The 13,936-nt window shown below is 49.5% G+C and carries 14 protein-coding genes, 1 pseudogene and 1 other annotated feature; of the genes and pseudogenes, 4 read left to right on the top strand and 11 right to left on the bottom strand.

Annotation, left to right across the window (positions count from 1 at the left end; translation table 11 throughout):
- Positions 1-744, top strand: a 744-nt coding sequence (locus tag AC1DWB_RS11485) for a GyrI-like domain-containing protein (protein WP_477541195.1), incomplete at its 5' end; no start/stop codon positions are given.
- Between the two features lie 60 nt (positions 745-804).
- The gene (locus tag AC1DWB_RS11480; RefSeq protein ID WP_477541194.1) at positions 805-1,206 is read left to right on the top strand and encodes a VOC family protein; all 402 of its coding nucleotides are present in this window, start codon (positions 805-807) and stop codon (positions 1,204-1,206) included.
- A 728-nt stretch (positions 1,207-1,934) separates the two neighbouring features.
- Here the strand turns inward: AC1DWB_RS11480 and tyrS are convergent.
- The 3 genes from tyrS to melA form a co-directional block, all read right to left on the bottom strand.
- A complete protein-coding gene (gene tyrS, locus AC1DWB_RS11475) occupies positions 1,935-3,197 on the bottom strand; it encodes a tyrosine--tRNA ligase (protein WP_477541193.1) in 1,263 nt (420 codons plus the stop codon).
- Positions 3,198-3,261: 64 nt separating this feature from the next.
- Positions 3,262-3,491 (bottom strand) — a binding site (T-box leader).
- Positions 3,492-3,545: 54 nt separating this feature from the next.
- Positions 3,546-4,511, bottom strand: coding sequence for a VOC family protein (locus AC1DWB_RS11470; RefSeq protein ID WP_477541192.1), 966 nt, complete (start codon positions 4,509-4,511; stop codon positions 3,546-3,548).
- Between the two features lie 233 nt (positions 4,512-4,744).
- Complete coding sequence (gene melA / locus AC1DWB_RS11465; protein WP_477541191.1) at positions 4,745-6,070, bottom strand: alpha-galactosidase; 1,326 nt, start codon at positions 6,068-6,070, stop codon at positions 4,745-4,747.
- Between the two features lie 144 nt (positions 6,071-6,214).
- On the opposite strand from melA, the gene AC1DWB_RS11460 reads away from it, so the two are divergent.
- Positions 6,215-7,042 carry an AraC family transcriptional regulator gene (locus AC1DWB_RS11460; RefSeq protein ID WP_477541190.1) on the top strand — a complete coding sequence of 276 codons (828 nt, stop codon included), beginning with the start codon at positions 6,215-6,217 and terminating at the stop codon, positions 7,040-7,042.
- Between the two features lie 152 nt (positions 7,043-7,194).
- Positions 7,195-7,545 (top strand): hypothetical protein, encoded by a 351-nt coding sequence (locus tag AC1DWB_RS11455; RefSeq protein ID WP_477541189.1) that lies wholly within the window; start codon positions 7,195-7,197, stop codon positions 7,543-7,545.
- Here AC1DWB_RS11455 and csaA read toward each other — a convergent pair.
- The 8 genes and pseudogenes from csaA to AC1DWB_RS11415 all read right to left on the bottom strand — a co-directional run bounded on the left by csaA (position 7,522) and on the right by AC1DWB_RS11415 (position 13,935).
- Complete coding sequence (csaA, locus tag AC1DWB_RS11450) at positions 7,522-7,851, bottom strand: chaperone CsaA (RefSeq protein ID WP_477541188.1); 330 nt, start codon at positions 7,849-7,851, stop codon at positions 7,522-7,524. The two genes, AC1DWB_RS11455 and csaA, sit on opposite strands and share 24 nt — an antisense overlap.
- Positions 7,852-7,875: 24 nt before the next feature.
- A complete protein-coding gene (locus tag AC1DWB_RS11445; RefSeq protein ID WP_477541187.1) occupies positions 7,876-8,334 on the bottom strand; it encodes a GyrI-like domain-containing protein in 459 nt (152 codons plus the stop codon).
- Positions 8,331-9,290: an MBL fold metallo-hydrolase gene (locus AC1DWB_RS11440; RefSeq protein ID WP_477541186.1), complete on the bottom strand. Its 960-nt coding sequence runs from the start codon at positions 9,288-9,290 to the stop codon at positions 8,331-8,333. The genes AC1DWB_RS11445 and AC1DWB_RS11440 overlap by 4 nt, the downstream gene beginning before the upstream one ends.
- A 28-nt stretch (positions 9,291-9,318) precedes the next feature.
- On the bottom strand, positions 9,319-9,777 hold the full coding sequence (locus AC1DWB_RS11435; protein WP_477541185.1) for a GyrI-like domain-containing protein: 459 nt from the start codon (positions 9,775-9,777) through the stop codon (positions 9,319-9,321).
- A 16-nt stretch (positions 9,778-9,793) separates the two neighbouring features.
- Positions 9,794-10,351: a CDP-diacylglycerol--glycerol-3-phosphate 3-phosphatidyltransferase gene (pgsA, locus tag AC1DWB_RS11430; protein WP_477541184.1), complete on the bottom strand. Its 558-nt coding sequence runs from the start codon at positions 10,349-10,351 to the stop codon at positions 9,794-9,796.
- A gap of 29 nt (positions 10,352-10,380) precedes the next feature.
- Positions 10,381-12,132 carry an RNA polymerase sigma factor gene (locus tag AC1DWB_RS11425; protein WP_477541197.1) on the bottom strand — a complete coding sequence of 584 codons (1,752 nt, stop codon included), beginning with the start codon at positions 12,130-12,132 and terminating at the stop codon, positions 10,381-10,383.
- A 97-nt stretch (positions 12,133-12,229) separates the two neighbouring features.
- Positions 12,230-12,750: pseudogene (locus AC1DWB_RS11420) on the bottom strand (GNAT family N-acetyltransferase).
- 192 nt (positions 12,751-12,942) lie between these two features.
- Positions 12,943-13,935, bottom strand: coding sequence for a hypothetical protein (locus tag AC1DWB_RS11415; protein ID WP_477541183.1), 993 nt, complete (start codon positions 13,933-13,935; stop codon positions 12,943-12,945).
- Position 13,936 lies beyond the last annotated feature (1 nt).

Raw genomic sequence — 13,936 nt, 5'->3', positions numbered from 1 at the left:
CGCATATGCTGGATCAATAAAAACGCAGAGAAAGCCGGAACCGGCCGGACTAACCTTCACGTCAAGGATACCGCTGGATTGTACAAGCATTTAGTAGAGCTGGGCACAGATGCGGACCCTTTGGATCTCGAAGCCGTAGCCAATACGCACTGGTTCACCTTCCGCGACCCGGACGGCAACGAATTCGGCGTCTGGACTGGCTTGTTCGGAGTAAATGATCTAGAGATGATTCCCGCGCCGTCCATCGACAAGCTTGCGAAATATACATATGTCGAAAGACCGGACATTCATGTAATAGGGCTGCAGGTAACGGTAGACATCACCTCACCCGAGCCGGATTTGGTGAATGCTGCTGCTGAACTTGAGCAACAGCTAGCGGAGTTACCTGGGATCCTATCGGAGACATTCTATGTCAATCCGATCCTACCCGTCTATGAGGATGTCGAGAGTCAAACCTTATTCGCATGCAATGAGGTGGCGGCTCCCCTCTCGAATCCTCCGGCGAATCTGGTGGCGTTCACCATTCCTGCACATCGCTATGCTGTTTTCTCGTTTGACCGTACACGCACCGACTTTCGGAAGGAGTATACGTTCAAATACCGTTGGCTGGGGAGACAGTTCGGCTTCCTGAAGATCGATCCTGGCCAACCAAATGCCTATCATTTGGAAGTGGTGCATGAGGACCGTATTGAGGTTTTCATTCCTTACCAGCTCGGCCCGGATATCACTCATGACTACCGGTAGGTCTTTACAATGCGGAAGCGTAGAGGATTACCCTATCGAAAAAATGAAAGGGTGTATGCAATGAATCAAGTGAGATTAGTTTCAGATTTACAGAAATCGAGGGAGTACTATAAGAATATACTTGGTTGCAAAGTGGACGGATGGGGACATGCAGAGCGAGAAGAACCCAAGCTTGGGTTTATATTACAACAAGCAGAATCTCAGGATGATGTTCAGCCCAATAAGAAAGCGATGAAAACAAAATATCCAAATAATTGGGAAGGTCCTTATACAGCTTGGGATTCATATGCATACACAGACTATGATAAGATTGAACATTTATTAAGTGAATTTAGGAGCAATGGAGCAATCATACATTATGAGATTATGTTAGAGGACCAAGGAGATATGGAGTGGAAAGAGTTTGCTGTAAGAGWTTTAGATCAATACGTTATCGTATTCGGTGCTGGAAGGATGAAATAAACGTTAGAAAAAAGTGGATAGTGTGGGTAATTTCAATGAAGTTGGCAATAAGAGAACTGTGTTCCCTTATTTGCCAACCAATGCCTTCTTATGCGGAAATAGAGGAACTGAGTTCTTCTATTCCCACGATATGTAGGTTAAACCCCTTTTTCATCTGAAATACGAGAACAGAGTTCCTCTATTACTAGAAGTTTGGGGTTAATCTGATAAATAAGAGAACGCAGTTCCTCTATTTCTCAGATTCCTGATCTCAAGTAGGATTATCTCGTTTCCCACCAGGTTTTATCTTTGTGTTTATACACATGTCCATATTACGTTTATCACGTCGATGGTCTCGTCGAGACATCTGTAGCACGGATATTGAGGCTGTCGATTCATTGCGGACAAGAGATATCTCGGCTTACAACCCCTGCAGCTGGCCATTCTCGTGCTGCAAGCCGATTTTTGAGGCTGTCGATTCATTGTGGACATAAGGAGTAGAAAGTGAACCTGGCGAGTTTTGGCTTGAACCTCCAACCGCTAAATCCCTTATACAGTCATAGGAGGTTCAAACAAGATGTTTAAGCCCTGGGGCCCCCGCAAAGTACTTGGAATTAACTACAGAGCTTGGCTTCACTTTGCGGGGATGACTAAGGGTCCTTTTTCACTTGGAACGGCCGTTTTTGCTTCAATCAACAATGAATCTACAGTCTCATCCCCACGCTACTCCTCACATATTGCCCAAACCCTTACTCGAAGCGAATAAGGTAGTAATTTTTCTTCCCACGCCGAAGCACGATGTACTTGCCATGAAGCCGCTGCCCTTCACCGATAACGGTGTCGGTGCCTGTCTGCTTCTCCCCGTTCACGTAGACGGCTCCGCTCTCGATATCCTGCTTCGCTTGTCTGCGCGAAGGGGCTGCCTGAGCTGCTACCAACAGATCGATCAAGCCAGTCTCTTGCCCTCCATCGAGCACTGTTGTCGGCATGTCCTGTAGGGCTTCGATCAGCTCGACTTCGCTCAACTGCGTGACATCGCCGGAGAACAACGCCTGCGTGATCTTCTCCGCGCTTTCGACCGCTTCCGCCCCGTGTACAAGCCGAGTTACTTCACGAGCCAGTTCCCGCTGAGCGACGCGCTTCTCGGGACGTTCCTTGAGCTCTGCCTCCAGCTCCTCGATCTGCTCGCGCGATAGGAAAGTGAAGAACTTGAGGAACTTGACCACATCATTGTCATCGGTATTGATCCAGAACTGATAGAACTGGTACGCGGACGTCTTGTTCCGATCCAACCAGATCGCACCGGATTCGGACTTGCCGAACTTCTTCCCGTCACTCTTCGTGACGAGCGGCATCGTCATGCCATACGCCTCATTGCCGCCCATCTTGCCGATCAGGTCTAGACCAGCTGTAATGTTGCCCCACTGATCGCTGCCGCCAACTTGTAAGGAGCAGTTGTGCTCCACATTCAGCTTGTGGAAGTCGTAAGCTTGCAAGATCATGTAGCTGAATTCGGTGAAGGAGATCCCGTTCGCGAGACGCGAATCGACCGAGTCTTTGCCGAGCATGTAATTAACCGTGAAGTTCTTGCCTACATCCCGCAGGAACGAAATCGCGTCCAATGGTGCGAGCCAATCATAGTTACTAACGAGCTTGGCTGGATTGTCGGACGAGTCGAACTCCAAGAAACGCGACAGCTGCCGCTTCAAGCTCTCCGTCCATTGAGCGACCGTATCGGACGTATTCAGTGAGCGCTCCGTGGATCGACCGCTCGGGTCGCCGATTAGTCCGGTACCGCCGCCGACTAAGGCAATCGACGTGTGCCCGGCCAGTTGGAAGCGGCGCAAGATCRAGATCGGCAACAGGCTGCCGATATGCAAGCTGTCTGCTGTTGGATCGAAGCCGCAGTACATAACAACGCGTTCGTTGTCCAGCTTCTTCGCAAGCCCCTCACGGTTCGTCATCTGGTACACGAGCCCGCGGTATTCCAAATCTTCTAATAAATTCGTCAAGTTACTCTCTCCTTATAGTTGGAATGTAGTCTTGCAGAACCAAAAAAGACCCGCCCCTGTCATAGACAGGGACGAGTCATCGCGGTACCACCCTAATTTGAAGACGCACAATCGGCATCTTCCACTCGTATCGGATAACGGCCGATTACCGTCTTGTCCTTCCGCAGTGTTAGCGGGTTCGGATCAACATGCTCCGGGCTGTAATTCGCGTTCGTCCCGTACCGGCTTGCACCAACCGCCGGCTCTCTGGTACTCGGGATGTCGTCTGCTACTGATTCCCATCATCGCTTTTTGTGAAATATTCGTCTGATACAGGTTATACCATTTTCACATCGGTGTGTCAATTTGCTAAAAACTGCTCAAGTCAAACCGATTCCCGTCCGGATCGTACACATGGAAAAATACAAGCCCTCTTGTCGTAAATCCGCCTATTGCAGAAACAGGTGCGCCGCTCTCCGATAAGTCTTTATGATACTTGAAAAAGGCTTCGCGGCTACCAACAAAACACCTTGGCCGGAACAATCCGTCTATCGGGCCGGTGACCGGCATAGCTGGATCTTCTTCAAGCACCCATTGTGAGCGTCCTTCCTCATAGTTGACACCTAGTGTCATGACCGCATAACCGTCCACCGAACGTTCGAGTTGCAGCTCCATGCCTATATAGTGTTGATACCACTCGATTGAACGCTGCAAATGCTTCACCCGAATGCGAAACACACTTGTATCGGCAAAGCCATCATCCTGGAGCGCTGCATCTTCTACCGCAGTCAATCGCATAGCCCCGTCCACTGCCCAGAAATCAAACGATTCACGCCCAAGTAGATCCTTATACATCTCCGACACCCGAATATCCGACGCTTGGAACTGGGCATATTGACTGCCTAAATCCTTCACTCTCCAACACCAACGAATATTCGAGTCGTTCGTTTCACGATTAGCGGCTGGTGACGGCAATCCATCGGCGGTAACCCCGGATTGAATCCATACGCCCCAGCCCATATGGGTTTTTTTCCCGATCACCGCTTCTGGTCCCGGCTTCCAATTTTCTTGCTGGGCGATCTTCCAACCCATGTGACTGCGGAACCACGCAACGGCATCATCATGCTGTTCTAATGTCGTATCCACATCGCCTCCATCGAACACCACAGGCGGTACAGTAAGTTTAGCAGCAATCTGTTCTACTTGTTCCTGCTGTGCTGCATTCGTTCGATTAACACCATGAATCAGCTTCAGTGGGACTGGAACCGACTGAGGCTTATAACTCTCCCCTTCCCCGTCTGCTGCTACAACCTTTTTCAGTGCGTCTTTATCCAAGCAAACATCCTCCTAGCTACCTGATTGATAGGTTTGACACTTTCACAGCTATTGTATCAAGATGGATACGGTTTGTTTTTGTTCTTTTTTATCATTTCCGTTATTTTCTCCATTTCACATGAGCAAAACCCACCTTCGGCGCTAACCTAGAGGTGGGTTTATACGTTCAATTGTATCTTCATTGTAACCGCAGTCATCAGTGCGCACAACCGTGCTTAGGTGGTATACAATTGCTACGTCAAGTGTTTGAATTGCGGCAAATGATCACGGTTGACCGCGAACATCTCGTCCGTCATCTTCTTGATTTCGTCCAAACTCAGCACCGCCGATGTCAGTGGATCGTGGCAGATTGCGTGGAAAATTTGGCGCGGATCCCCGCTCATCGAGCCTTCCACCGCGAGCTGTTCGCACTGGGCATTAAGCGTATTAAGTATCGCCAGCTGTGGTGGCAAAGATCCAACATGAATGGGCTCAAGTCCGCTCTTGGAAGCAAGGATCGGCACTTCAACGCAAACGTTCTCTGGCAAGTTACGAATATAACCTTGATTGCGTACGTTGCCGTAAAATTTGAACATCGTACCATCTCCGAGCATCGCGTTAAATATATTCGCCGCATACTCGTGTCCCCGTTTCAAATCGATCGACTCCTGATCGAGCCACTTCACGATCTCATCCTGCCACGACGTCTGGCGGTTCCGATACGATTTCAATATGTAGGCGTGTTCTCCGGGATTCCAGTTCGTCCCGTGGGTACAATATTTCTCGATCAAATCCGGCCGTTTGCGGAACCAGGCGTTGTATTCGGAATTGTGGCCGCTCGATTCCGTGACATAATAGTCGAGATGCAGGAACATTTCGTTGCGTACATGCTCCTCATTATAGATTTCGGGTCTTCCCGTAATGGCGTCGCGAATAAGTGGGATCGCATCCTTGCCGTTCCACTTGTATTCGAGGAACCAGGCTTGGTGGTTAATACCCCCGCATAGATAGGTGACTTCTTCCATCGGCGCGCCGATCCAGCGGGCTAACATACCGGCGGTGCCCTGCACGCTGTGGCACAATCCCACGACGTTGACGCTCGTGTAGTTCTGCATGGCACTGCACAGCATCGTCATCGGGTTCGTGTAATTCAGAAATACAGCATCCGGGCAATACTTCTCGATGTCGCGGCAAATGTCGAGCATCGCAGGGATGGTGCGCAGTGCTCGAAAAATACCTGCCGGACCACGCGTATCCCCAACATTGATGTCAACGCCGTACCGCTTCGGAATTTCTATATCGTGCTGCCAAACGTCCACATGGCTCGCAAGAATCGTACATACGACACCGTCCGCGTCCTTCAGTGCTTCAGCGCGATCCTGAGTAGCGACTACCGTGGCCGGATAACCGCCGGCTGCGACAATTTTGTCCACTGCTTTCTTGATGTATGACAACCGCTCGCCATCGATGTCCATCAGCGCAATCGTACTGTCCGCAAGTGCGGGATACGATAAAATGTCCCGGACGAGTCCTCTCGTAAATCCGAAACTACCAGCCCCAATAAATGCTATTTTTTTCACAACGACTACCTCCTTGTTTGTAGGAAAACAGATGATGAAAGCTATCTCTAGCATAGTCGTTTCAGAAAAGAAAAGAATGGAATAGTGTGGGATGAATATGTCATAATGTGAGGTGTTCGAATGAAATTCGGGAGGTTGTGTAAGATGGCAATAACGTTAACTGGCGGCAAACATAACCATTCCGACCTTGTTTTCTACTACTCCGGTTCGGAAGACTGTACTCCTGGACACGCTTATGGTCCGGCCGTCCGGGATAATTACCTCATTCATTATGTGAGGAGCGGCCAAGGGATCTTCCGAACGGGCAACTCGGTGTATACGCTTCGCCAAGGGCAGGGCTTCTTGATATGTCCCGGTGTCGTCACCTACTATCAGGCGGATCAAATAGACCCATGGAGCTATTCCTGGGTCGGCTTCGATGGCTTAAAGGCGGAATCGAATTTACGGTATGCAAATGTAACGGGTGATGTGCCAATATTCACATTGAAGGAAGAGAGCGGCATGATCGATTGCTTCGCCATGCTGGAGGAAGCGAAGAAGTTGTCCCACGGACGAGAGTTACGGTTGCTCAGCGGCCTGTATTACTTTTTCTCCCATCTGACGGAATACACGGCTGGCGAACGTACGGTCAATACCGCTGATCAGAAGCAACTGTACGTCAAAGCGTCCATCGAATACATCGAAAAAAACTATAGCCGCAAAATGACAATTCAGGAGCTGGCGAACTATATCGGCCTTAATCGCAGTTATTTTTGCGCCGTATTCAAAGATGTGGCCCACGTGTCTCCACAGGAATATTTGGTCAACTTCCGCATGGAGCGGGCATGCGAGCTACTTGCCGACCTTGCGCTGACCGTCGGTGACGTAGCCCGTTCTATCGGTTATGACGATCCGCTCGTCTTTTCCAAAATGTTCACAAAGGTCATTGGCACCGCCCCCCGGGAATACCGGAAAGCCCGATTGGCGACATAAACTTTTCACTTCCTAAGAACGTCTTACTTGGTACGAGGCTGTAACCACATTCACTTCTTATAGTACTCATACAATACGAACCCGGTATACTTTATATAAAAACCATTCTGAATAAGGCTTTGGTATTTCGGTTCGAACGGGATGTGCGCAGTATGCGCAAAGTGTATCGGCACAAGAGGGAGACGTTGCTCGGCAACGTCCAGCATATTCTAGGCAATCGAGTCCGAATCTCAGGTGCGGCATCCGGCCTGCATGCCATTCTCCATGTCTCCCATACCCTGCAGCAGGAAGCTCTTGTACACCTTGCGGCAGAGGCACGAGTCAGGCTACACCCGGTGTCAGACTATCATGTCCGAATGATTCACACAATGGCACGTCCATGGAATCGTCTTCTTCCTTCTTGCTGGGCTACGTTGGTCTCTCGTACGATCAGATCACAGAAGGAATCCGCCGATTGGCAGACGTCTGGTTCCCTTAGATTAAGCGACTGGAGTACCGTTTAATACGGGCTCATCCGGCCTGAGCAGCACGACATCGCCCTCTTCCGGTGTTCCGCCGAGGACAAGTACTTCGGATTTGAATCCTGCAATGGAACGTGGCGGGAAATTGACGACGGCTGCCACCTGTCGGCCCACAAGTACCGATGGCTCATACCTATGTGTTATTTGGGCCGAGGAATATTTGATTCCCAATTCACCAAAGTCGATCGTAAGCTTGTAAGCCGGCTTGCGCGCTTTCGGGAATGGCTCTGCATGTACTATTGTGCCGATCCGAATGTCTAGCTTGTGAAAATCTTCAATAGTTGCCATGTTGGGTCCTAACCTCCTGATGTGTTATACAACCTTCTTTTCCAATGAGATATAAAGATCAAACTCACTGTCTTCAGCTTCACCCTTGTAATGTTCATCGTACAGTTCGAAGAAAGGCGGCTTGTTCGTTTCCTTGTAGCCGTGCTCGGTTAACCAACTGCCAATCTCACATAACGTTTCACCGATTCCCAGAATCGATCCTCGATGCTGGAACACTACGTATTCGTTAGCAGGCACAGTAAATCGGATCAACCCTGGAGGTGCTTCCGTTCCAGCTTCAACTTCTACGCAAGCAATATACCGTTTGTTGCGCTCATCGCAGACTCCCATGGATTCAGTCGAGTTGACTCTCCCTTCAATTCTAGGGACGTGCTGGATGAAATCATGCCATACTTTCGGCGCATCTACGGGAGTCAATGGACACGCCATACCGATGACTTCGAACGATTCCTTCGTTGTGTATTGCATGAAATGGACGCTCATCTATGGATGCCTCCTTCAGTTGGTCTACTAGTAACTTTCTCGATCTTGTAGTTATTCATGAAAAGTTCAACCTTGTTCCGTTTGCTTAGCTGTTCAAGATGGACGAGTATGACTTCGAGAAAAAACTTAATCCCACGATGAATTTTCCCGCCTGTAAAATATAAGGCAATCTCATAGGGAGTTACAGCCCCTTGAAGTATGGCCTCGACGATTTTCTGATCGGTCATCTCAATTCTATCCCGTATATTAGCAATGACCCTCTTATGATCCTCGATTACCAGTCCATGCCCTGGAAGCACACATTGTAGGGGAACCACCTCATGGAGAAACTCCATAGAGCGAATGTAGGCATCCAGATCGTTAATCGCCGGAGGTCCGTTCTGAAGCAGCAAATCCCCGCCGAATAAAGTCGCTGTCTTCTTGTGCAATAGAGAGATATGATCTGGGCTATGACCTGGCGTGTGCATGACTTCCAACTCATCGTCTCCTATGGAGATTGTATCGCCGTGCCTAACGATAGAATCGATCCGAAGCGGTTGGTGAAAAGCGTAGTAAACTTTCAAGTGTTGAATGGCTGCTTCGTCCATCACCAATTGGATCGAATTATCAGGAACATATCGGATTACTTGGTCGATAGAGTCCAGGTTCACAATCGGCTGTGTCGGCCCTTCGTGAGCTACGATTTCAGCGTGTTCCAGACCACCCTCCACACTTACTAGTGCTCCGAGATGGTCAATATGACGATGGGTCAGGATGACTTTCTTAATATCTGATAAGGCTAGTCCGACTGCTGCCAATCCTGACCGTAAATCAGCTTGTGACTTGCTGGATGGATGGCCGCAGTCGATAAGCGTCGCGAACCTTCCTTTGATCACATACGCAAATACATCGCTTTGATTCGGTAGACTTAACGGTATTCGCCATGTGTTCTTGTTGATTTGCTCAATCTGCTTCATCAACTTGGCCTCCTACTCTTAGCCCCTATTATCCAATAGTATCATACAACTCAACAACGAGCTCTTCTGGCCGGCTGTTTCCCATATAGTCCGAGATCTCCAAATGCCAAGCTCGAAGATTGCGTCCGTACCCTTGCTTTTCCATCCACTTATGCAGCACTTCGTACGTTTGCCAAATCCCGGTATTCGGTCCTACGTGTCGGATGACAGCATACTCCTGAGGCGGAACCGTTAATGCAACCATTCCTTCCGGAATCCGAGTGTGCTCCGATACTTCCACGCAGACCCAGTATCCGTCCTCTTCTTCGGAATAATCTCCTACTACATAAGCCCCGACAGAACGGATTGGAGTGATCAGATGGTGAATTTCTTCCAGCCTTTCTATCAATCTAAGCGAGGCATTCGGAATTTCAACTACGTATTGATCCCCAGGGCATACCACACGGAGTCCGATCAGTTTCATCTCATCCAGCTCAGTAACTCGCATCTATTTCACACCCCCTTCAAATCAAGCTTTTATAAGATAATCGCAAATAATTGTATCCAGAGTAGAGCGTCAACCCAGCTGCTGCAAGCATCAGTACATCGTCAATCGGGAAGCTGGTGATCAGCTTGAACGGATAGTTATCCAGAAGCGCTGCAGTGATAGCAGCTACCTGTACAACCAGCTTGACCTTTCCGTATCGATCCGCTGCCAATATGATCCCTTTGGCCGTGGCCACTAAGCGGACCATTGTAACTACAATTTCACGACCGATGATGACAAAAGCAATCCATGTGGACACCTGGTGTTCCTGCACTAGCATAATCAGCGCAGCTGCGATTAGTAATTTATCGGCTAAGGGATCTAACAGTTTGCCCAGATTCGTGATCTGGTTGTATTTCCGAGCCACATAGCCATCCAGCTTGTCCGTCGCGGCCGCGATCAGGAACAGCGCCGCAGCCAATATCATGCCATAGTTGTATCCTGAGCTCGCCCAGATAGGAAACGGATGCATGAATAACAGAAATAAAGGAATTAATCCGATTCGTGCAATTGTAATCTTGTTGGCAAGATTCAAATAGACAGCTCCTCTCAATTGGAAAACCTTCACATCACATACGCCCGAGGCGGATTCTCAACTAGTGGCGGGACATGCGTGCGAGGCGCTTCATCTTGCAAGTACGTCATCAGTCGTTCGAACGCTTCCACCCCTGCCTCTTCTGCTGCTCTTACGTTCTGCAACAGCGCAATCGCCTCGTCTATGACAGCCGGATCGTTAGGCTCTCCGCCTGTTGGGGCCGGGAACATTCGTCCAAGTGCGGTCAAAGCGTCTACGGAACGGGCATAGCATGATGCTGCTTCTTGCAGATATCCACAAATATCGCTCCGCGACTCTTCCGTACGCCCTTCCCAGAGCTGGATCATCTCCGTCAGAAACTTTACCGCATGCTCACGCGCCTGCAACACTACACTAATTGTATAAGCGTGACCCAAGGGTTCAATAGCCCGATTGCGGAACACTTCGATCCATGTGTCATATGCCGCCAACCCGTTCACATATCCCGTGAAGGTCAGATCTCCGCCTCGCGCGTGCCGACTAATCATCTTACAAAACCGCCATAGCGCATCCGATGGGGAGATTGCCGCCTCATGCTGGAACCCGAGAACGAAGAGCGAACGGGTCTGCAACCGACCCAACCTGTCATAAGGCACCGCTTCATCGGACTGTGTATCGATTCCTTGGAACTGCTGCAAGTCATCGTCGTAGCCATAGATCAAGCCGAATTCCTTGCGCAGGAGCTCCCAAACCATAGCTGGCATCCCTCGATCAATTGACTGCTGAACGAGATGGATCGCTTCTGTCATTAACTGAGCATCTGGCGGTTCGAAATCAAATGCCTCCACGTAACGAACTTCAAGCCCCAAATTGATTATTCCGTTATAAATGAGATAGTTGCGATCGATCATATTGGTGCTGGACATGTCCACTCGTTTCTTCTCAATGTTCAGTATAAAAGCACTAAGCATAAAGCCCTCCACATAGGGGAGTGTGTAGCTGGGGAACCTCACCTTAATAAATCGGTATAACGTTTCGGTTCCCGACAGTAGAGATCCTCCAGCATTCATCAGTAAATGTCTATCCAATGTCCGAGTTGGCATGAAACCGTCTTCCTTTCGCTGTTCGATATGGGTACGGATCAGGGAAGCAAGACGTTGTTGCTGAATTTTAAGCCGGGATCGGGAAATGATCTTGTACACGTTGCCCTTGCTGATCTGGAATAGCTCGGCAATCTCGTCAGGGGAACAATCGTGGAAGAAATGCGCTTCGAAGATACTCTTGTCTCGGGGAGACAAGCATTGAAGCAATCCCTTCACCATTCGATACCAATCCTCCCGGTCCATCAACAGCTGTGGATCAGACGGATCACGGGTAGCTGCATTCGCTATCGTTCTGGTCAACAAATAGTCCATGATGCTCTCCAGGTTATAGGGATCCACCGCAACTTGTCTCACAGTTGGCAGCTGATACGAAGACATAGGCATTTCTTTGGCATGAGGCCCACCTCTTCGCAGCTTCATCAGCGCCTGATTGCGTACAATGCCCTTCAGCCACCCCAGGAACCGTTGATCTTGCACCAATGTGCCCAGATGGAGAAAGGCTCGGATCAGCGCTTCCTGCACGATATCCTCCGCCAAATGAGGATCTCTGGATATTCGCGTTGCCCAAGTGAAGGCCTTCACCCGATGCCGACTAACAAGCTCATTGAAGGCAGCCGAATCCCCGCAACGCGCCTGCTGAACAAGCTCTTCATCCTGCAAATCATCCAGAGCCATACGATTTGCTGCGTTCCCGATCATGTCCGACAATCGTTACACCTCGCTCTATCCTATTACCGTCCCTATGTATGGGATGCCAGCGCGGTTTCTTTTCTGACACTCATCGACCAATTCCCAGCTATTTCTTCACATTCATTGCATACAAGCAGGTTAGGATGTTCCGGTTGCGGCGGTTTTCAAACGACTTCTCGAAGCGCATGCCGATCTTCTCTGCTATTCTACGAGACGCCGTATGGTGTTGCGGCATGTTGGCGCACAAGCGGAACAGCCCGAATTGTTCGATTCCATAGTCCAGGCAAGCCTGAACGGCTTCTGTGGCATAAGCGTGGTTCCAGTGTGGAGAATGAATGATGTAGCCCAAATCATGCTCGAGTATCCCATCGATCTCTGCCAATAAGATGCCTACATCGCCTATCAATATGTTGTTCGCTTTAAGTTCCACGCCCCATCTTCCAAATCCATGCTTTCATACGATCGAATGCTTCGTTGCAGCCAGCTCTCGGTTTGCTCTCTTGTGAATGGAGCAGGCCAGAACGCCATCGTCAATGGATCGGACAGGATGGGGAACAGGGCTTCTGTGTCATGTTCTGTGTATGGTCGGATCAGAAGTCTATTTGTTTCAAGTATAGGCGTGGACATAATCTTTATCCTTTCTTTGTGTGGCAATCTGCTACTATATTCCTTAATCAGATGTTACCTTATTCTCCCTTTTCGCACAAGTGTTCCTATATCCATTAATCCCCACACTACAAAAAAGCCCCGTATCACGATCACGGGACAAGATTGATTTGTAACACTTCTGTCTCTTGTAACTGTAACTGATCGAACAGCTCATCGCAGCGCAATATCGTGAAATCGATTATCGATCGTTTCCCTCATCAACCGTTCAATCACCTGGATCGCTTGTTCCTCCAGCTCCTTCGCTTCCCGGAACAGCACGACCAAGTCCACTGTCAGCTCAGCCCCTATCAGCCGATTCGATTTCCCTGACTCGTCGGCTATTTGCACCATGCGCTGACACACACGCGCCAACGCTCCGTAGGCAGAGGCTACATCTGAGCTTTCCGGCCAATGCAGCCGAACTGTTTCCGCATACAACGCAACATCTCTTCTTGCTGCCGCATGACAGACTACGATTTCCCATGCCCCTGCCTGATCAAATACACCCTTCTGCAATGCCTGGATGACCGCATCGTAAGCCAGCTTGCCACATGCATATTCCGCTTCTGGAAGCAGCGGATCGTGCGACCGCCATTTATGCACGGCCTGCATATACGATTCCTTATAGATGTCAGTCTCCACTAGTGCAACCTTGCTCTCCAGCACTTGATAGTACCAATACGGTGATGCGTTGCAACCGAATTCGCGGTAGGGCAGTGTGTTCGGCTCATCGCGTTGTCCATCCGAATAGAGGAGAACCTCAGCTTCGTCGTCGTATCCGATCGCGATCACAAAGCCGTCTTTCCAAAAGACTGCACCCGTTCCAAGGTCAATGGATTGTTTGATCCGCTCTATGGCATGTCGCTGGTATAAGGGGAATGTCGGGTCGAAGTTGAAGCCTGCACCTTGTGAGGAAGTAACCCCGATAAAATCGCCAGCCAGGAAATGATCTGCCATCCAATTGTAGGCGGTAGGTGAGTCGCCTCTTAATTGTCGATGAACGGTGAAACGAAACCCCAACGCCGTCATTCCACTGAGCATATACTTCGGATGATCCGTCCATCCCTGATGTTTCATAATACTTTGCATAGCATCTACGTAAGACCTTGACTCCACTGTAAGGCGCAAATCAGCCAACTGCTTTCTCTTAGCCGCGTTCCCCATC

It is taken from the genome of Paenibacillus sp. P4_E11, from assembly GCF_056401635.1.
This window is presented reverse-complemented; position numbering and strand designations above follow the sequence as displayed.

Coding starts and splice junctions, on each gene's coding strand:
- AC1DWB_RS11460 (WP_477541190.1), top strand. CDS start 6,215: ATGGCAATAACGTTAACTGGCGGCAAACATAACCATTCCGACCTTGTT.
- AC1DWB_RS11415 (WP_477541183.1), bottom strand. CDS start 13,935: ATGGGGAACGCGGCTAAGAGAAAGCAGTTGGCTGATTTGCGCCTTACA.
- AC1DWB_RS11425 (WP_477541197.1), bottom strand. CDS start 12,132: ATGATCGGGAACGCAGCAAATCGTATGGCTCTGGATGATTTGCAGGAT.
- AC1DWB_RS11455 (WP_477541189.1), top strand. CDS start 7,195: ATGCGCAAAGTGTATCGGCACAAGAGGGAGACGTTGCTCGGCAACGTC.
- AC1DWB_RS11440 (WP_477541186.1), bottom strand. CDS start 9,290: ATGAAGCAGATTGAGCAAATCAACAAGAACACATGGCGAATACCGTTA.
- AC1DWB_RS11435 (WP_477541185.1), bottom strand. CDS start 9,777: ATGCGAGTTACTGAGCTGGATGAGATGAAACTGATCGGACTCCGTGTG.
- AC1DWB_RS11445 (WP_477541187.1), bottom strand. CDS start 8,334: ATGAGCGTCCATTTCATGCAATACACAACGAAGGAATCGTTCGAAGTC.
- csaA (WP_477541188.1), bottom strand. CDS start 7,851: ATGGCAACTATTGAAGATTTTCACAAGCTAGACATTCGGATCGGCACA.